This window comes from Paracidovorax valerianellae (genome assembly GCF_900102625.1).
GTDB lineage: Bacteria > Pseudomonadota > Gammaproteobacteria > Burkholderiales > Burkholderiaceae_C > Paracidovorax > Paracidovorax valerianellae.
Window position 1 is genome coordinate 106,836 of sequence record NZ_FMZC01000007.1, and the last position, 18,169, is coordinate 125,004.

Annotated in this window: 16 protein-coding genes; all 16 read right to left on the minus strand. The window is 64.2% G+C overall.

The window, feature by feature from the left end; genetic code table 11:
• Position 1: 1 nt before the first annotated feature.
• The 16 genes from BLT03_RS12795 to BLT03_RS12865 all read right to left on the minus strand — a co-directional run bounded on the left by BLT03_RS12795 (position 2) and on the right by BLT03_RS12865 (position 17,609).
• The gene (locus tag BLT03_RS12795; RefSeq protein ID WP_092744149.1) at positions 2 to 1,381 is read right to left on the minus strand and encodes a right-handed parallel beta-helix repeat-containing protein; all 1,380 of its coding nucleotides are present in this window, start codon (positions 1,379 to 1,381) and stop codon (positions 2 to 4) included.
• A complete protein-coding gene (locus tag BLT03_RS12800; protein ID WP_092744150.1) occupies positions 1,378 to 2,304 on the minus strand; it encodes a hypothetical protein in 927 nt (308 codons plus the stop codon). The genes BLT03_RS12795 and BLT03_RS12800 overlap by 4 nt, the downstream gene beginning before the upstream one ends.
• Positions 2,301 to 8,243, minus strand: a complete 5,943-nt coding sequence (locus tag BLT03_RS12805; protein WP_139160387.1) for a coiled-coil domain-containing protein — start codon at positions 8,241 to 8,243, stop codon at positions 2,301 to 2,303. Before BLT03_RS12805 ends, BLT03_RS12800 begins: the two co-directional genes overlap by 4 nt.
• A gap of 115 nt (positions 8,244 to 8,358) precedes the next feature.
• Positions 8,359 to 8,694 (minus strand): DUF1799 domain-containing protein, encoded by a 336-nt coding sequence (locus tag BLT03_RS12810; protein ID WP_353615277.1) that lies wholly within the window; start codon positions 8,692 to 8,694, stop codon positions 8,359 to 8,361.
• Positions 8,695 to 8,702: 8 nt separating this feature from the next.
• A complete protein-coding gene (locus tag BLT03_RS12815; protein ID WP_092744153.1) occupies positions 8,703 to 9,119 on the minus strand; it encodes a hypothetical protein in 417 nt (138 codons plus the stop codon).
• 66 nt (positions 9,120 to 9,185) lie between these two features.
• Entirely contained in the window at positions 9,186 to 10,112 is a 927-nt protein-coding gene (locus tag BLT03_RS12820; protein ID WP_092744154.1) for a phage tail tube protein, read from the minus strand.
• 31 nt (positions 10,113 to 10,143) lie between these two features.
• Positions 10,144 to 10,314, minus strand: coding sequence for a hypothetical protein (locus BLT03_RS24480; RefSeq protein ID WP_175537745.1), 171 nt, complete (start codon positions 10,312 to 10,314; stop codon positions 10,144 to 10,146).
• 128 nt (positions 10,315 to 10,442) lie between these two features.
• A complete protein-coding gene (locus BLT03_RS12830) occupies positions 10,443 to 10,916 on the minus strand; it encodes a hypothetical protein (RefSeq protein WP_092744156.1) in 474 nt (157 codons plus the stop codon).
• The gene (locus BLT03_RS12835) at positions 10,913 to 11,413 is read right to left on the minus strand and encodes an HK97 gp10 family phage protein (protein ID WP_175537746.1); all 501 of its coding nucleotides are present in this window, start codon (positions 11,411 to 11,413) and stop codon (positions 10,913 to 10,915) included. Before BLT03_RS12835 ends, BLT03_RS12830 begins: the two co-directional genes overlap by 4 nt.
• Positions 11,410 to 12,078: a hypothetical protein gene (locus BLT03_RS12840; RefSeq protein ID WP_139160389.1), complete on the minus strand. Its 669-nt coding sequence runs from the start codon at positions 12,076 to 12,078 to the stop codon at positions 11,410 to 11,412. The genes BLT03_RS12835 and BLT03_RS12840 overlap by 4 nt, the downstream gene beginning before the upstream one ends.
• A gap of 120 nt (positions 12,079 to 12,198) precedes the next feature.
• Positions 12,199 to 14,577 carry a phage major capsid protein gene (locus BLT03_RS12845; RefSeq protein WP_092744158.1) on the minus strand — a complete coding sequence of 793 codons (2,379 nt, stop codon included), beginning with the start codon at positions 14,575 to 14,577 and terminating at the stop codon, positions 12,199 to 12,201.
• 7 nt (positions 14,578 to 14,584) lie between these two features.
• Complete coding sequence (locus BLT03_RS12850; protein ID WP_092744159.1) at positions 14,585 to 14,836, minus strand: hypothetical protein; 252 nt, start codon at positions 14,834 to 14,836, stop codon at positions 14,585 to 14,587.
• A gap of 191 nt (positions 14,837 to 15,027) precedes the next feature.
• Positions 15,028 to 15,324, minus strand: coding sequence for a hypothetical protein (locus BLT03_RS23935; RefSeq protein WP_139160390.1), 297 nt, complete (start codon positions 15,322 to 15,324; stop codon positions 15,028 to 15,030).
• Positions 15,325 to 15,326: 2 nt separating this feature from the next.
• Positions 15,327 to 16,154: a hypothetical protein gene (locus BLT03_RS23940; protein WP_139160391.1), complete on the minus strand. Its 828-nt coding sequence runs from the start codon at positions 16,152 to 16,154 to the stop codon at positions 15,327 to 15,329.
• Between the two features lie 11 nt (positions 16,155 to 16,165).
• The gene (locus tag BLT03_RS12860; protein ID WP_092744161.1) at positions 16,166 to 16,648 is read right to left on the minus strand and encodes a hypothetical protein; all 483 of its coding nucleotides are present in this window, start codon (positions 16,646 to 16,648) and stop codon (positions 16,166 to 16,168) included.
• A 25-nt stretch (positions 16,649 to 16,673) separates the two neighbouring features.
• Complete coding sequence (locus BLT03_RS12865) at positions 16,674 to 17,609, minus strand: hypothetical protein (protein ID WP_092744162.1); 936 nt, start codon at positions 17,607 to 17,609, stop codon at positions 16,674 to 16,676.
• Positions 17,610 to 18,169 lie beyond the last annotated feature (560 nt).

Here is an 18,169-nt window from a genome sequence, read left to right on the forward strand (position 1 = left end):
CTTAAACGATTTGGCCGCCGCTGGAGACGGTCCCAGAGGCCGATCCGGGGGTGTTTTCGCCGGCCGTGTAAATCACTGCGTTGGCGCTGACCGAGAGCTTGATGCCCATAGCCGTGCCGACGTACGTGTTGCCCACCATGATCAGCATTCCCAGGTAGGCAGCCAAGGCGTAAGTCGTGAATGCAGGGTTGCCAGTGAGCGTGACCGTGCGGCCATTGATGACCACGGTGGACAGGTAGACGCAATACACGTGATAGGTCGCAGCGCCCGTGATCGAGTAGTTGCCCGTGGCATTGACCGTGGAAGAGTACTGCGCATAGATGTGATAGCCGCAGGCACCGAAGGCGATGTTGGTGAACGACACGTAGGAGTTGGGGTTGGTCAAGATGCCCACCCCGGCACCGCCCACCGAAATGCCCACGTCCTGGATGTGCAGCCGTGCACGGAAGGAAGTCGACACGACGACACCGCCAGAAGGGGCCGTCAGGAACGTAGAGCCCGAGCCATTACCGGCGATGGTGATCCCCTGGCTCCCGTCGATCAGGGCCGGCACGGACAGCGCTTGGCTGAAGGTGCCCGCATACACGCGGATCGTGATGCCGAAGACTCCAGGGTCCAGCTTGCGACATTCGTCTAGCGCGCGCTGGATCGTGAGAAACGCGCCCACAGCGGTGTTCTCAAGGCCCGCGTTGGCATCGTTGCCATCCTTGCGAACGTGATACGTCCGATCCGCGACGAGGCGCTCGCGCACCGCTAGGTTGGCGCGCGCTGCATCCGCAGTGGCTGCACCCGTACCCCCTTCCGACAGTCCCACCAACGTGGTGACGCCGTAACCGGCCAGCGAGTTAGGCCGGCCGCCGAGGTCGGAAAACAAGGGTGCCACATTGCCCGACTTGCCAGCCCAACTGCTGACGCCAGCGACGGAGGCAATGCCTGTCGTCCACTCCACGCCGCTCCAGACCATGACCTTGCCTGGGGCCACGCCCGTGTAGTAGCAGACGGCGCCGGCTACGAGCGGTGCGCCCTGGTTGTCGGCCACGGGCAGCAGGGCCTTGGCGCCGAGATAGCGCTTGTCCACGTGCAACGCTGCTGCGCTGGCCGCGCTCGCGGCAGGGACCGCCGCCTCCGCGGCATCAGACGCCGTTTTGGCGAACCCAGATGCGTCTTGCGCGGACTGCGCCACCTGATTAGTCGCCTGCGTCAGCTCCCCGAGCATCGTCACGCACCAATTGCGAAACGATGCGAGCCAGTTGCGGAAGCCGGCTTGCCACGTCAAGTAGGTATCAGTCTTGACGTCGAATTGCTCTTGAGGATCAAAGCGACGCGAAGGCACCGCCACCGACTCGGCGGGCCCTCCAGGCGGTTGGGTGAAATTGGTCATAAGGTCTCCAGTCCATCAATGGTCATGTTGCAATCGGAGATGCCCTGGGCGACCAGGACCTGCTCGAAGGCGGTGAGATAGCCGTAGTTCATGAGGCTTGAATAGCCACGTGCGCCGATCCAGACGACGGGCTTGTTTCGATAGGGGATCACCTGGGCGCGCGTGCGTTCGAACTGGGCGCCTTCGACAAGCACCTGCAGCTTCATCTTGTCCGAGTAAGCCGCCTCCGAACCGATCTGCCAGCCGCCCCACCGGTCCCGCGTCTTCTCGGTGAAGTCATCGAAGGTCAGCGATGGACGCCACTGCGCATTGCCCAACCAAAGTGCGCGGCCGATCACTACTTCTGCGCAGCGGGCCTTGAGCCCTGGGTTCTTGACGCGGATGGTGATCGTGGCGCGTGCATAGGCCGGCAGGCCGCTGATCAAGACCCGGTCCTCGCGCTCGATGGGGTTGAAGAAATAGCCCCAATGACTATTTCCGGAAGGCCGCAGCATGACGATGTCACCGCTGTCGAAGACTTCGCCCTCGGTCGGATCAACCATCACGACCTGCACGGCGTGCGTGGCAGCTCCGAAGATCGCGACGTCGGTAACGACGCGGCCTGGTGTGGTGACGATCTCGATCATGTTGTCAGCCTCGACAGACGAGCCCAACGATGCATCGAACAGGCGCATGCGTTCTTCCATCCCCCGTGCCTGCCAGGCCGTCTTGCTGATCGCCGGGAGATTCCCGGCGTTGCCATCCTTGAGGCTGCGATAGATGATCCGGGTGGCGGCATCGATGACCTCCACCCCATTCGCATATGCCGTGTTCTGCGCCCACGGTGGCAACGTGCTCGCGGGCACGTTGATCGTCATGTTGGCCGGCGAGATCGCGATGGGAGCGATCAGTCCCATGCCGCGTGTGTAGGTGCTGTCGCTCATGCGGGAGTTGCCGCCTCCTCGCGTGGCTTGATGCCAATGGCGTCCAGCTTGCGCAAGGTGGTGTTGGCCTCTTTCAAGGTTGCGAGCGTCTCGCGCCCGATGTCGTATTGCTGCGCGGTGAGCTTTTGAATGGCCTCGGCCACCTGCGCATTGCTGGAGCCCCAAGGTGATTGCGCGCCGGGGTTAAACGGGTTGAAGCGCGCGGGAATGACGGCCTCGTCCGCGTGGATCTGTGCCTTCATGTCATGGGGCACTCGATTGATCCCGATATCGAATGACGGCAGGTTCGAGCCCACCATTGCCTGCACCTTGGCCCAGTCTGCTTCCCAGAAGCCCGACAGGCGCGACATATCCCGCAGCGTGGCGCCCTTGGCCTCCATCGCGGCCATCAATCCCGACAGGTCGCCCGTCCCATCGAACGAGTGGTACGTGGGCGCCAGTGCGTCCAGGCGGGCAGTGGTTGCGGCATCCGTGATCGGGGACCGGCCAACGCCTGCCGTGGCGAGGTACATGAGGTCGAAGTACCGCGCAGTGACGACAGGCGCAGCGCTGCCGCTATTACCGCTGGTCCCGCCGAACACGGCGCCGCCCGAGCCCGGCCCTGTGCCGCTGCCGGGCAGGGCTGTGCCAGGCTTCTCCGCGAGCAAGGCCGCATGGAGGTTTCGCGTCGCGGTCCCGAGGTCAAGGACGGCCACATATTGGCCCCGCGCGATGTCCAGCGCGTCCTTGTTGTCTTTGAGCAGTTGATCAAGGCGGTCGGCCTCGGCCTTGGCGGCGCGCAGCAGCAGTTCGTCCGTCGACAACTGCGCCTGGCCAAGGTCGCCGATCTCCTCAAGCCGATTGGCAAGCATGAGCTGTGCGGCTTCGTAGTCCAGGCGGTTGCTGTATGCGCTCTCGGTGATCCCTGCGCGTGCAGCGGCCACGGCATCGGACAAGCCACCATCGTCGTCGTAGCGCTGGCCCGTGCGCAGCGCCTGCAGGGCCGCATCTATCGCCGCATTGCCCTGTGCAGCAGCCAGCGCCGCCGTGTCGGCTACTTGGCCGCGCAGTTCGCGGGCCTGGGCTCGGGCCAGTTCGACCAGCGTCTTGCCAGATGCGACGCGCGCATCGCGCAATTCGATCTCGGCCTGAATCGCTTCCTGCGCTGCGCCGACGGACTTCTCGAAGACGGCATAGGCTTTGTCCGTCGCAGTCGCCCGTGCTGCCTCTGCGGCTTGGCGATCCTCTTCGGCCTTGCGAGCCGCTTCCGCCGCGTCTTCGGCTTTGTAGAGCTGGATCGCCATCTCGGCCAAGGCCGGGTTGAGCGCGAGCAGCGCGTAGTACTCTTTCAGGCGACGCAGATCGAGTGCCTCGCGCTCCTTGCCTTCGGCGATCAGCGTGCGCTGCTGCAAGTCCCAGCGCTTGTCTTCGATGGTCTGTGCGCGCTGTAACTCACGCGCGGCCAGCTCGTCACCCGAGACGGTGGCAGAAGCGAAGGCGCCCTGCAGTGCCAGCAACATGGCGATGTTCTTTCGGCCGGCCTCGGTGTTCTCGTCTTGCGCTTCGATGAGGCGACGGTATTGGTCCCGTGCGTCGTCGGCGTTGATATCGGGCAGCTTCAGGTCAACCGTGTCGAGCTGGTCCTGCATCTGCCGCTGCAGGTTGTTGCGGCGCTCCTCGGCGCTGAAGAAGTTGCTGTAGTAGCCGGTCAGATTGCCCTGCAGGGCTTCGAAGCCTCCCGACAGCTCCGCAAGTCCGGCTGCAGCATCGAACGACATGCCAGCGAGCTTGTCGAGGCCCATCGACTTCAAGGAGTCCTTGAATGCGGTCACCCCTGTGATCTGCACGTTGATCGCCGTGAGGAGTTCGTCCACCCCTTCGGCGGTGAGCTTCTCCGCGTCCACGCCGTCGACCATCTCCTTAATGGACGCGGGGATGTCGGAGACCTTCTGCAGGGCCTGGATGGCCGATTGCTTAAGGTCGAGCGAGAAATTCTCGACGGCCGTCTTGTAGTCTGGGCTGCGGCTGGAAAAGACCTCGTAGAGGGTGCCCGCGTAGTTGTCGCCTTCGCCGGTTTCGCCGAAGGTCTCGCCGTTGCTCAGCCGCCCGCCCGAGAACACGCCGCCCCTGTCCTTGGAGCTGGTTTCCAGCCCTGCAGAAAAACTGGTCAGGCGCACCTGGCTGCCCAGGGCCTTGAGCATGTCGTCAATGCTCTTGGCCGTGCCCGAGACCGCTTTGCGGATCGTGTCTTCGTTGGACAGCGGATCGCCTTCGAGCCGGTAGGCATCACCGTTGTTGAGCGCAACACGCTCGCCGTTGGAAAAGTCACGGTCGTACTGCTGACCCTGGTACGTGTACGTCTGTCCACGGCGGTTGTTGTCGACCTCGCCGTCGTAGGCGACGCCGAATTGACCGCCGATACGTGTCTCGCCCTTGGTGGCCTTAGCCAGCGCCATGAGCGCTCCAACGCCCAGCGCAATCGGTCCCAGTACGCCAGCGGCCATACCGAATCCGCTGGCAAACGAACCGGCACCGATCATGTTCGCCGCGCCCCCCAGCGCTGCAAACCCGTTGCCGGCGAACAGCGCTGAGGCGCCGTAGCCAGCCGCAGTGCCGAACATCCCAACGCTGGAGCCCAGGCCCGCGAGCGAGGAAATGTTGCTCAGCATCCCCAGGCCCCCACCAGAGCCCCCGCTGCCGCCCGAGCCTCCGGCCAAGCCCAGCGCTGACAGCGCGTTGCCCGTGATCCCGTTGATCATCAGCGACACGGGCTGCATGATGGCGGAGATGATCGGCCGCAGCACCAAGGTGCGGAAGGTGTCTTCCAGGTACTCGGCCGCCGTCTTGCCACCGCGCATCAGGTTGTCGGTCAGGGACTGGGCAAGCTGCTCGTTCTCGCGCGTGACCGCCTCGGTGGCTTTCTCGTTGGCCTTGACCGCCGCCTCGGCCTGCTCCGCAGCCCAGTCCTTGGAGGCCTTGTCCGCCATAGCCGCTCGCAGGCGCTTGTGGGCCGCGATCTCGCGCTCGACTTGCTCGATGTACCCAGGGATGACGTTGTCGGTCGCCTCCAAGTCCAGGCGCCGCTTTTCCAGCTGGGCCAGGATGAGGTCTTGCAGCGCCGCAGCGCCCAGGCCGTGCACGCGGTTCTGGGCTTCCAGTGCGGCGGCCTGTTCGTGGATCGCGTCCGTGCTTTGGCGCAGGGCATTGACCTGCTCGAGCTGCGGCTTGATGAGCAGCGTCTCCAGGTCGCGCGCGCCAGCGGCCTGGATGTTCAGGCGCTTTTGCTCCAGCTCGGCCAACTGGCCTTCCAGGTTCGCGCGTTCCTTCGCCGAATCCTTCTTGCCCTGCAGCAGGCGCAGCTCGACGCGCAGCGCTTCCTGCTGGGCGGCGATGTCCTGGGCCTGCAGCGCGGTCTTGCGCTGTACCGCCGTGTATTCGCTGATCTGGTCGCGCTGGCGCAGCGCCTCGATCTCGTCCAGGCCATCGGCCGTCTTGGCCGCCAGCAGCTTGTAACCGTGCTGCACTGCCGCGATCTGCGCGTCGATGGAATGGGCTGTCGCGGTGGCCGCACCGGCGCCCAGCTCCTTGATCTTCTTGTCTCGCTCGGCCGCGAGCGATGCTTCGACCTGGTCCTGCTCTTTTTGCCGAGCTTTGATGGTCTCGGGGCTGGCGTTTGAGGATTCGAGCGCAGCGCGGAAGGTCTTCCAAGCATCGGTGGAAGCGCGAAGCTTGGTCTCGTATTCTTCTTGGATTGCGCTGGCGGTCTTGATGCCCTCCACCGACTTTTTCCAGGCCTGCTCGGCGCCTGTGACCGTCAGCGTGAGATTGCCCGCTCCCTTGTCCAGGCCGGCCTGAGCCTCTTCCGCGCGTTGCATTGCCCCTGCCAGGGTGCCGTACTGCATCAGCAGCTTCTGAAGCAAATCCACCCTGGCCGCTTCCGGCAATGCTGCCCCGCCGTCAATGCCTTTCCCGCTCTGCAGGTTGTTGATCTGGCCCTGCAGCTCAGCGAGCTTCTCGGCCGCCTCGCCACCTTTTTTTGCGGCGTCCACCATGCCAGCCGCAGCCAACGCATTGCGCTTCTGGAGTTTGTCGATCTGCTTGTCAAGATCGGCGATGATTTCTGCGGTGCTGCGTGAGACCTCGCTGCGCACGGTCTTTTCTGCATTGCTCCCGGCAGAACTCCAGAGCGACCACGCTGTAACGCCCACGGTCAATGCCGTGGTGATCGCACCGATAGGTCCGCCCAGAAAGCCCATGACGCCTGACAAAGCTCGCCCGGCCACCGAAACTGCACCCTGCGCTGCCGTCAACGTGCCCGCTGCCGTGGCCGCTGCATTGGTCGCCGCAGTCTGCGCTGCCGTGGCCGCTGTGACGGCCGCCTGCACCCCCGCCTGCTGCTTTCCCAACGTCGCCAGCTCGGTCATCAACAAAGCGTGGCGCGCCTGCGCTGCCGTCAGCTCGGCCGTCAGAACGATCTGCTGGGCCTGGGTGGCGTTGAGGGTGGCCGTCGCCTCACGCGCAGCGGCCAGCGCATAGCTCAGGGCACCCGCACTGCGCGCGGCGGCGAGCTGGGCCTCGGCCTGGGCCATCGTGGTCCGCACGGACACGAGCTGGGCTTCGGTCTGCGCGATGGTCGAGCGCGTGGCGTCCATCTTGGACACCACCTCGGCGCGCGACAGCGCGATGGCTTCCTTAGTGGTTGCGAGGGTAGCGAGCTGGGCCGCCTGGGCGGCGGCCTCGGCCTGCGCGCCGGCCACCTTCGCCTGCAGCTCGGCCAGGTAGGCCGTGAGCTTGGCGCGGGACGTGACGGCCACCTCGGTGTTGGAGGCGGCCTCTGCAGCGGCCTGCGCTGCCGCCAGGCGTGATGCCTGGACCATCTCCACCTTGGCCGCCGTGGCCGCGACCGTGTCGGCCACCAGGTTGCCCAACTTGACGCTCGCCCACACCGCGCCCAAGGCCATCGCGGCCTCGCGGTTGTCCCAAATCACCCCGCCCCACTCGCGACCGACCGCCATGGCCTGCGCCGCTGCCGTCGCGTATTCGCGGATGCCGTCGACCAGTTCGCGGTTGAGCGTGACCTTGCCGCCTTCGCCGATGGTCACGAAGAGTTTGCTGACTTCGCCCAGCGCTTCCTTGGAGGCCAGCACCAGGGGCTCCAGACCCTCGGCCGCCACGCGGGTGGCGCCTTCCTTGAGTTGATCGAGTCGGCCCTTCAAGGTCTGGTCGAACGCCTCGCTCGACATCTTGAAGCCCTGCAGCCGTTGCATCAGGAACGAGAAAAGTCCTTCGCTTGACGCCTTGGCTTTGGCGATGTCCGAATCCTTCAGCCCCAACGCTGTCGCCAGCGTCGAGCTGGCTGGCGTGATCCCCCCAGCCACCAGGTCTCGCAGCTCCTGGACGACCTGGCTGGCGTCAAGCCCCATGCTCTTGACCGCATTGGTGCCGACCACCGTGAGCTGGCGGATCTCGTCCAGCGTCATGCGCGCCGACAGGCCGGGGGCCAGCAGCGCCTGGAAAACGGGGATCAGCTCCTGGCTGGTGGCGGCGGTGCGCAGCGCGTCGTCGTTGAGCTTGCGGATGTATTCCGAACTAATGACCAACGCCGTGTTGTATTCGGTCTGCTTGCCGTTGATGGCAGTCATCGAACCCAGGATGCCGGCCATCCCGAGCTGGCTGGTCTCCAGGTTCTTGGAGTAGTCGAACGCGTTGCGGGGCAGCGCCGTGATGGCGCTGGCGATGGCTGTCAGCCCGCCACTGACCAGATGCAGGCCGGCCGCGCCAACCACCAGATCGCGCACCGAGACGCCGATCTGGCCCAGGCTGCGCGTGGTCCGCGCGGCGGCCCCCTCGGCGCTTGTGCCGAGCTGGGCAAATTCGCGCGCGGCACGGGGCACCTCGGTGGTCACCGACTGGGCGTCCACCACCATCCTTATGCCGATCTGACGTACCACGCTTGCCATGTGTTTTGGGAGTTAAAAAGAGATCGGTTGAGGGTTGGTAACAGGTGGCGCTAAGTCCGGAACTAGAAGCCCCGAGAACCGAGGCCGGTCAATCCGGCGCTGTGCGTTGTCGGGGTCAGCGGGCGTTGCGGATTTCGAGGGTGGCGCCTTCCAGGATTTGCAACTGCTCGAAGACCTCGTCCTGCTCGGATTCGGGTATCCGGTAGCGCCGCATGAGGATTTCCACGGCGACGTAGTCCAGCCCCTCCCACAGCCACACCAGAGTCCCGCCGCCCATCGGACCGCCAGTCCAGACCGGCTGCTTGCGCCACTGCGTGCGGCACAGCGTGTAGACCATCCATGCACGGGCATGCTCGGGCCACAGTTCGAAGTCCTGGGGACGGTCCTGCTGCAGGCGCGGCGGGATGAGCTGGTCGACTTCAATGCCCAGAGTCGCGCAGTCCGCTTGCAGCGCGTCGTCTACGACGTAGCGGTCTGCTTGGTCGGCGCCGAGGTAGTGAGCGACGGCGCCTTCGAGTTTTTTACAGCGGCCGCCCGTTGGTTAATAAACGCATGGTCGAACCAGCTCACGGCCATGGCCTGCTCGACTCCGGAGTACTCGGCGTCGGTCTCCTGCCGCTCTGCGTGGCTGTAGGGCACAGGCTGGCCGGACTCGTCGGCAAAGCCGGCCCAGCCCACCACGATCTCGTCCAGCAGTTGGCTGATAGTGATTTCGCCCTTGATGTAGCGGTCGTTCAGCGCATCGCGCTCCTTGGCTGGCTGGCGCTTGAACTCCACTTCGAAATTGACGACTTCATGTTCGCCGCCATCGCCCGGTAAGAACAGGGCGGCGGGCGCGGTGAAGGTGGGCTTGAGTTTGGAAACTATGACTGCCATGGTTGCTCCGTTGAGAGGCTCTTAAAGGGGTGAGGGGATGCGGAAAGTGGGTGGTGCTGGGCGCGTTCAGATCTCGATGGACCACTCGTCATTGCCCGCGTCGCTGGGGATGAACGAGAGAGGAATCGTGATCATCTGGACGCCATCGCTGTCGCTGTAGGTCGGCTTGCCCAGTTGCGCGCGGGCCGACTTGAACGTGGCCGTGTTCGTGACGCCCTGGCCGTGCTTGAGCACCAGCGGCACCACCGCGCTGGCGCGGGCCATGGCAATCCAGTTCTTGACCGCCACGGGCGTGTTCTCGAACGTCAAGCTGCCGGTGCTTTTGCGGTCCGTGATCTCGACGGTGTCGACGTTCATCAGGTCGCGCTTGACCACGGTGTTGCCGGCCTTGAACGAGAAGGCGCTCGCGGCCACGGCGAGACCGTCCAGCAGCAGCGTGGTGTTGGCCTTGTTCACGCCCAGCGGAGCCATGAAGGCCGTGTAGTTCACGGCTGGCAGCGGGGCGTCCACGGCCGGCACGAACGAGCCCGTGAAGTCGAACTTCCATTTCGGGATGCCCTTGGCGTCGGTGGTCAGCTCCACTTCGCCGCGCGCGCCGTGCATCTTGTGCAGGATGCCGTCGACGTTGCCGTAGATCGTGACCGACTCCATGCCGTCCGTCACGGGAGCGAACACGGTCTTGACGCCGGGTTGCACGGTGGCGCTCATGGCGCAGGCCCGAAGCAGATCTGTCACAGCGGGCAGATCGCCGGCTGCGGCCACGCCAGCGAACTCGACGGAGAACGAGACCTTCTGGTACTCGGTCACCAGGGTGGAGCCGCTGGAGCCGAAGAACGGCCGGATGTTGTTGCGCTCGGCCACGTCCCCTTCAATGGGCGTGAGCGTGGCATCGCTGACCAGCAGCGCGTTGGCGGCTAATGGCACCACGGGCGAGCCGACGACGGTTTCGACCAGGGCCAGGAGGGCCATCTTGCGCATGAGTTTTGCGGGCATGTCAGTCCTTTAAATCGGTGGGATGGCGGGCTTAGCCCTGGCCGAGGGCCTTTTGGGCTTCGGGTTCGTCGGGGTGGTAGGTGCGGTGGACCTCGACCGGAGCGTCCTCGCCGTCCTGGCGCCAGAGTCCGCCCCGCTTGGGGTTTTGGATGGGCGGGGGCTCGGGCGCTTGGGCCGGCGCGGGCGCCGGGGCAGCAGCCACGGCAGGTCCAGCTCCAACGGCAGGGACAGTTGCTGCGGGACCGGCCGGCTGCGCGGACGGTTGGTCGGGCGTGGCTTGCGCCGCTTTCGGGTTTGGATCGGTGGCATCGGATGCCTTTGGTTTGTTGCTCACAGATAGCTCCAGGTGGTGAGGGAAAGAACGACGCTGTGGCACAGCACCCCAGCGAAATGCACGGGTCCGGCGTCGGTGACCTGCACGCCGTCCTCGCTGTCATCGAGCGGGCCGGGTTGCACCACGCCGCCCAAGGTCGGATCGCCGCGAACGACAGCGCGGAACTGCTCGACCAGGTCGTCGAGCAGCAGCTCGCTGGCCTGGGCATCGGCGAACGCCAGATAGCCGCGCACGGTCCAGGTGTGCGCGTTGATCGACCGGCCCACGTTCGGGCTGTGTTCGCGGGTGGCGCTGCGGCGCAGCCACCAGCCGCGCAGGTGGGCAGTGCCACCTGTCGGGGTGAAGAGGTACATGGCCCGGAAGGCCGCCTCGTCCTTGGCATAACGTTCGCGGTCATGCACGTGGCCGATCTCGGGCACCGAGGCCAGGGCGGCCACGATGGCGGCGCGGTGCTGCTGCAGCGTGCTCATGCCGTGCCCCCTGCCAGCAACACCGCCACACGACCGGCAGCGTCTTCCAGCGCGCGCAGCACCTGGCTTTCTGTCGCCGCAATCGCATCAGCGAAATGCGGCTTGGCCTTTGTGCCCTTGCGAGCGATCTTTCGGGCCACTAGGAACGCCACGCTGCGCTCGCGTTTGCGGTCCACGCCCAGCACGGCGCGGACCCACGGAATGAGGGCTTCCACGGGCGGCATGTGGGGGCGCGTGCCCAGCTCGAGGAACGTGGCCGAGGGCTGCGAGCTGCCCACGGTGCCGATCACGCCCACGGGCGTGGCGAAGGCATCGCTGGCCACGCTGGCCGCCGTCATGCCGGTCACGCGCGGCAGACGGTCCTTGACCTCGCGCTCCACCAGCAGCGTTCCCTCGGTCATGCCGGCCAGCAGCTCGCGCCGGGTGGCGTCGGGGGCTTGCTCGAAGCCGCGCTGCAGGGCATCCAGGCCCGCCAGGGTCAGGTGCAGGCTGCTCACAGCACACCTCGCACCAGGCGGTTGCGCGTGCGGCCTGGCCAGGCCACGAACGCGGCTGCAGGGGCCTCGCCGCTGCCCGTGCTCGCGGCCGGCCTGGCGTAGGGGTCGGGCTGGTTGGTGCCCACGTAGTAGGCCGTGCGCAGTTCCTTGGCCCGCGCCGCGTATTCGCGGGCACGCGTCTCGGTCTGGCTGGCGTCGGAGCCCATGGTGGTCTCGCGCTGGCCGCTGAAAAACGTGGCGAGCTGGTGGCACAGCAGGCTGGCCGCGAACTGGGCGACGGCCAGGCTGTGGCGCGCGGGGATGGAGTCCAGCGTGTGGTCGGCGGCATAGGCCACGCGCACCAGGGCGCCGGCAGGCAGCGCCTGCACGGCTTCCAGCCCCCAGGCATTGCCCGACATCCGATAGGCCCCCACGTGGGCCACGGCGGGCGGCTGCTGGCCGATGGGGTACTCGGCTCCGCGCAGCACGGCGCCATCGCTCCAGTCCGAAGGCACGGGGCCGAACACGCCCAGGGCAGGCCAGGTTACGTCTTCGACCAGGTCGCGGGGGAAGTCGGCGCTGTAGCGCAGCAGGGCCGAGGCGATGGCGCGGTCGCGTGTCTCGGGCGAGAGGGTGCCGCCCTGGTCGCGCACCAGGTCATCGACTTGCAGTGGGTAATCGGCCATGGCCTTGGGTTGTCCGTTAAAGGGTGGTGAGCGGAAGGGATCGGGTCGGCTGGGTCGGGCAAGGCGCCAGGGGCGGCGGCTTGACGGACCCACCCCTTGCGGGGCGGGCCGGAGGGTGGGTCAGGCGGGCACCACGGCCTTGGTGGTGGCCTTGAAGCCATCGACCAGGACGCTGCCGCCGTAGATGTGGCGAATCTTGTAAGTGAGCTTGTCGTTGCTGAACATGGAGCCCACCGTGGGTGCGTCCTGCACGAACAGCTCGGGGTCTTCGCGGCCATCCAGGAAACCGATTTCCAGCGCTGGCAACAGGGTCGGGCTGGCGGCGGTGACCCAGTCGTTGCCATCGGTCCAGTAGTTGATCGGGATCACTTCCGGGTTGATGGTCTGGACGAACGTCTTGTCCAGGTTCTGGTTGCGCACGAACAGGTTGTAAGCCGTCTCTTCCAACTCAAACGGCACCATTACGATGGCGGGCGCGGTCGCCAAGCGCTTGCCGCTGCCGGCGCGGGTCTGCTTGAGCATCGCCAGGCGGTGCATGGCAAATTCGGCCGCACTCAGCGCCGCCGTGAAGAGGTTGCCGTGGTCGACGTGGTACAGCGCCTTGGTGTCGTAGATCACCGGGTTCGTACGGAAGAAGTCAAAGACGAACTCGTACAGCGTGTTCTTGGCGGCCAGGGCCAGTTCGACGGGAATTCGGCGCAGGGCCTGCACGTCGTCGTTCTTGATCGCCTCCAAGGTCACGTCTTCGGTGCCGCCGCGCTTGGTCACGGCATACGTCGCCTTGTCGTCGCCCGGCGAAGCGAGCGGCACATAGGGCGCGCCCTGCGCCACAGCCGGCAGGTTTCCGTAGCCGCCGATGCGCACGCGCTCGACCGAGCGAAAATCGTTCACCGGCCCATAAGTCGCCACCTTCTTCCAGGCGTCCAGGTTGGCAAGGCCGGTGTACACCGTCTGCATGCGGCGCGTGATGCTGTCGCCCAGCGCGTCGGCCAGCGTCGTGCTGTCGATGGACTCGCGGAACGAGCCCAGGCTTTCGGCCAGACGGCCCATGTCGCAGTTGCGCAGATCGCCGGTCACGCGGCGGTCGCCCGTGATCTCGATGTAGCACTCTTTAAACGACTGGACGCTGCGGTGGTCCTTGTGGGCAGGGTCCCAGAAGGCGTCCAGCATCTCGCGCATGGTCAGGCTGCGGTCACCGACGGTGATCGCGCCGTCGCCGAACAGCGGCACGCGCACGGCGCCCGATTCGGTCATGCGGGCTATGTAGGCGCCTTCGGCCTTGATCGCTTCGCCCACTGCGGCTTCGGTGAGGCGCTCGGGCGCGGCGATGGTGTCGATCTGCGCCTGCAGGCGTTCCTTGGCCGCCTGTGGCAAGCGGGCGGCAGCGATGCGGGCATGCGCGGCCTGGCGCAGCGTGATCACCTGCAGGTCGGCGCGCGTGACGGGCGTGTTGTCGCCTTGGGCTTCGGTCACGCGCTGTGTGCCGGGTGGTGCCGGATCGAACGGGGCACACACGGCTTCGTGCAGGTTGACCAGCTCGTCGTCGCCAATCTTGGCGGCATCGATGGTGGCGAACTTGGCGGGGTCTTTGGCCTTGATGGCTTCCAGCAAGCGTTGCTTCCACAGCGGCATTGCGTTTCCTTCGGGGGTGGTGGGTTGGTCGGCGGCGGCTTCAGTCAGACGATCCAGGCCGCCGCCAGCGCCCGGTTCGACAATCAGGTCCACGGAATGCACCTTGGTGAACTTCACGGCTTCGCGCAGCGTCTCGGTGCCGGACTTGCGCGGCTTGGTGCGCGCGTCGGCGTCAATGGACAGGCCCAGCAGACCCTGCATGCCGCGCTTGACGGCCTCGGTCATCTTGATGACCACCGCGTCGGTCGGGTCCAGGGCCTTGAAGGCACCGACGAGCGCGCCGGTGTCCGGGGTCTTGCCCTCGACGAAACGCACGCCGTAGATGCCGCCGATGAGGCTGCGCACGTCCTTGCCCTTGCCCGCCAGGTGATCTGCATCGGACTTCGCGAACACTCGCACGCCCTCGAACATGGGCGCCGCCTCGCGCAGCGCGCTGTCGGGGTAGTAGTTGCGATTGCCGCTGCGCCCGGCCTGGATAAGCCGCACATGGATGGAGCCGTCAGCGGCTTCGCGGAAGGGGTGGCCGAGGGCCTCGGTCACGTTGACGGCGGCCGGCTGTAAGACAGGGGCTGCAGGCGCGGCGCTCACCGGCTGGAAGTCGGCGACGACCTCGGTGGCCTCGCCCACTACGACAGTGTTGTCGGCCGAGACGGTGTAGCCGTAGCGGAACATGCGTCCCTTGAAGGCCACCACCACATGCTCGGGCCAGATGCCGCGCACGTCGACGTAGTAGTCGCCGTTAGCAGCCAAGCGCAGCTTGTCGCGCACGGCTTGGCGCACCAGTTCGATGAGTTGGCCGTACTCACTGGTCACGGCCTCGGTGAGACGGGCGTGGCCGGTGCCTTTGGGCAGGAGCTTGATCGTCATGACCGCTTTACTCGTCGCGGTCGGAGAACTTTTGGCCGTCGTTTGTGACCACGACGACGTGCGTGCCATGGTCGGCCACCGCCAGCACCTCGGAGGCACTCAGCGCCACTTGCCGTGTCTTGGGCACCTTGGCCGGCTTGCCTTCGACGCGGCCATCGACCATCTCCACGACGGTGCGACGCACACGCTTGACGGCCTCGGCGGCAGTCATCTGCGAGGCCTGGTCGGCCGGGGTTTGGGTCTCGTCTTTGTCGGACATCTGTCACTCCATCGGTGGCCGCAAGGCGGCGTTGTTGATGGAGTGACTGTGCCGGGGGAGGCACAAAAAACTAAGGCCGACATATGTCGGCCTCAAGTGCGGGAAGTGGCTTTCTAGACTAGCACGTCAGCAAGCCACATCAACATCTGCATGGGTTTGGCAAAGCGGAATCGGGTGCCCCCGCCCGCTATCTAGTCCCGGTGCTGGTCAAACAGTTCGTTAAATTCATGGTGGGCCCTAATAGAAGTCGCGTAACGTGATTCGTTTCCTGTGAGGCTCCCCAAAATGTCGCTGAAAAGCGTGCCCCGATCCTCCGAGCCACCCAGCGCTTTGAGCACTGCAGCACACAATTTTTTGCCCGCCAGGGTTTCGCCTTGCAGATGAAGAAAGCAGCCTGCTGCGAATGCATCTCTTAAGAGCAGCGCACGGTACTCGTCGGCTGACTCGCGTTCGATGATCACTGACAGTTCGCGTATTGCGTCGCCCATGTTTAATCCTCGACAACAGTTGCGGCCGGCGCTGTATCCTGTGGCGCCTTCTTAAGAACGGGCTCGCCTCTTGCAGCCCTTCTCGCCTCCCATTGTTCAACTATGTGGGGAAGGGTGACGAGGTATTTTTCCAGACCACGACCTGCAGTCCCCGCCATGCCGCGCCCACTGTCAATCAATTCGCCCAGATCGACACCATGCAATGGGTCGGGATAGTCTCTATCCCAATTGGAGAAAGCTACAACGACAAGCGCCGAAGCCGTGTCTATGGGACCCTCCGGACCGCCTGAAAAATAAAGCGGATTTCTAAGCGCTGCATCTGATAGTGCCAGGTAGAACTGGTGCCGCCAATACTCTCTTATCTCTTCGCTTAGCAGGAGGTAGGTTTCGCTCTCCAGTCTTTTCGATAGCTTCTCGCAACGAACCAAATGCCGTGCAGCGGTCAGCCAATTCAACCTTATAGGCCTTGGCGGATGGTCTTTACCGTCCCCTGTCAGGACGCCATACGCCCATTCGTAAGAACGCTCGATTTGTGTAAGAAATTCTGACTCACGCGCTTTTTGTTTGTCATCGGCGTGCGCCCTCCTGGCCACATCGGTGCTAAATGCCACCAGTCCCAAAGCCGCTGCCGAAAACAGTGCGTTCACGCCTCCAAAAAGGTCCCCGATCTGCCCCAGCTTTTCGCAGTCGTGTCTCGTACAGATCCAGCCTCTAAACAGTTGAGCGCCGAATAGGCCCCAACTCAACCAGAGCAGTACCGTGACCAATAAAAGTCCCGCGAAAGCGATGCCAAGCTTGTTCCTACCCCACCACCCAGTCCATTTAGACATAAGCCCCTCTATTAGTTTTTGATCGCAGCCTGCTCGAACACCCATTCCAAACTTTTGTCTTTGACGCACCAGGCTGGATCACGCACCCAGTCGGTGAACCAGAGAGTGGGATGCCCTTGGAGATCACCGCATATCGAGTAACCCAGGCTCGGCATGTTGAAACGCACCACCGCTGCGGTTACTGGAATCAACAACATGGAAAGACCGCCCGCCACAATGGAGGCAATGAATGCCCGCTCAAACGGTTTGATCAGAGCGTCGCTGCAGGGCACCGCGCGCATTGATGAGACCACTAGTCCGAGAAGGCAGAAGATCGCGATAAACGGGGCGACCTGTGCAGTAGGCGCGATTCGAACAACGGGCACTCGGTGTGCGATTCCCACAATGGCAGGCACGATGATGTATGTCACCATCAACAGGGAGCCCACCATCAAGCCCAGGTATAGCGGAATACCCCAGACAAGGGTCTTGCGGATTAGTTGGACATCAAACATGGCAGCGAGATCACATTGAAGGTGCTCAATATCGCACGCAAGTCATGCGGCAGAGCCAGTCCTTGACACCTCTGTCGATAGCGCGGCCCGCATCCACTTTTTTTTGCTGGATGGTGTTGCGGAGATCGTCTTGCCAGGATTGGGCCTTGGTGTCGATGTAGTAGAGGCCCTCTGCCGTTTGTTCCGGCAGCATCTTCAACGCGGCAATGACTTTGCTTTTGATCGCGTAGCTACCGTCCAGATAGTTCAGGGCACTTCCCACTCCAACCGCCACGAAGGCCATAGCCACCAGCGGCAGTACTGCGACTGCCGTGCCAGTACCAACAAGGGCAGCAGCACCGTAGGCCACTAAGGCGCCCAGCCCACCCTTGACCGCCTCTACTCCGATGCCTCCCACCAAGTCGTACATGGTCTTCTCGTCATTGAACATGAAGTCCATCAACTCGATACCCGTGGAGACGACCACGCCCAGCATGAAGCCGCCCTTGGCAATGCCCTGCAGGCTCCTGATGCCCAGGCCGAGCTGCAGCATCTTCGGATTGCTTGCCAGATACCGCGTGCCCTGCAGCGCACTGCTGCGCCGTGCCGAGTAGCCCTTGATGATGATGTACGTGCCCGTCGCCGTGGTCTTGATGAAGCTGCCGATGCCGGCAATGCCGATGGCGTTCAGCGTTTTGGTGATCGCGAGGGCGTCGTTGGCGCCCTGGGCCACCGGCCCTACCCACGGCTCGCTGGCATTGGGACTGAACTCCTTTTGCCAATACTGCCCGAACGTGGACTGAGACAACATCTTGCGCAGGCTGAATTCCAGCGCCGCGTTGTTCCTGGCCTTGTCCTGCAGGATGCTCATGTACTGGCTCTGCGTCAGCACTAGGACGTCCACCTGGTTCTTGTCCATGGACTGGGCCAAGGTCTGTCCGTAGCCGACGTTGAAGAACGTGGCCGCAAGTTCTGCGCTCATGCAATCCCCCCTCAGGAATTCGTTTTTGTTGGGGGCGGATGCTAACCGCAGCCGGAATCGGCATGGGCGCCAGGATGCAACAAGGTGTTTAACACGGCTTTAACCGGGCCAGCAGGGGGCCTTTCAGAAAATTCCCGGGGGGATGCCGCAGTAGCAGCAGTTAAAGCACTGTCGCGGAGGGCGGTGATATGCTGATACTGACCGAGTGGCCGAAAGCCATTTGGCAGTGGAGGAATCCACGATCACCCCCAACGAAATTGGAGCATCTCATGCCTGAAGCGACGCGTGCCTATTCGACACTCATTCAGTGTCTATACGACCAATCACATTCGGTCGTTCCGGATTACGACCATTACTCGATCTTCCGGGCCATCGATGCTCGGGACGTCAAGCAACAACCGACGTCTCTTCCGCGCGTGCATGACTTTGCAGTCATCTGGGACAGCGATCACGACATCCGAATCATTCCTGTGCTCGAAGAAATGCTGATGGCTGGCCTGTTGCCTGGCGTGCAATTCATCGGTGAACACAAGGGGACTCTGACAATCATTCTTGCAGCC

Excerpts from the sequence above, each read along its gene's own strand:
- BLT03_RS12795 (WP_092744149.1), bottom strand. The coding sequence starts at position 1,381 with ATGACCAATTTCACCCAACCGCCTGGAGGGCCCGCCGAGTCGGTGGCG.
- BLT03_RS12800 (WP_092744150.1), bottom strand. The coding sequence starts at position 2,304 with ATGAGCGACAGCACCTACACACGCGGCATGGGACTGATCGCTCCCATC.
- BLT03_RS12805 (WP_139160387.1), bottom strand. The coding sequence starts at position 8,243 with ATGGCAAGCGTGGTACGTCAGATCGGCATAAGGATGGTGGTGGACGCC.
- BLT03_RS12815 (WP_092744153.1), bottom strand. The coding sequence starts at position 9,119 with ATGGCAGTCATAGTTTCCAAACTCAAGCCCACCTTCACCGCGCCCGCC.
- BLT03_RS12820 (WP_092744154.1), bottom strand. The coding sequence starts at position 10,112 with ATGCCCGCAAAACTCATGCGCAAGATGGCCCTCCTGGCCCTGGTCGAA.
- BLT03_RS12830 (WP_092744156.1), bottom strand. The coding sequence starts at position 10,916 with ATGAGCACGCTGCAGCAGCACCGCGCCGCCATCGTGGCCGCCCTGGCC.
- BLT03_RS12840 (WP_139160389.1), bottom strand. The coding sequence starts at position 12,078 with ATGGCCGATTACCCACTGCAAGTCGATGACCTGGTGCGCGACCAGGGC.
- BLT03_RS12845 (WP_092744158.1), bottom strand. The coding sequence starts at position 14,577 with ATGACGATCAAGCTCCTGCCCAAAGGCACCGGCCACGCCCGTCTCACC.
- BLT03_RS12850 (WP_092744159.1), bottom strand. The coding sequence starts at position 14,836 with ATGTCCGACAAAGACGAGACCCAAACCCCGGCCGACCAGGCCTCGCAG.
- BLT03_RS23935 (WP_139160390.1), bottom strand. The coding sequence starts at position 15,324 with ATGGGCGACGCAATACGCGAACTGTCAGTGATCATCGAACGCGAGTCA.
- BLT03_RS23940 (WP_139160391.1), bottom strand. The coding sequence starts at position 16,154 with ATGTCTAAATGGACTGGGTGGTGGGGTAGGAACAAGCTTGGCATCGCT.
- BLT03_RS12860 (WP_092744161.1), bottom strand. The coding sequence starts at position 16,648 with ATGTTTGATGTCCAACTAATCCGCAAGACCCTTGTCTGGGGTATTCCG.
- BLT03_RS12865 (WP_092744162.1), bottom strand. The coding sequence starts at position 17,609 with ATGAGCGCAGAACTTGCGGCCACGTTCTTCAACGTCGGCTACGGACAG.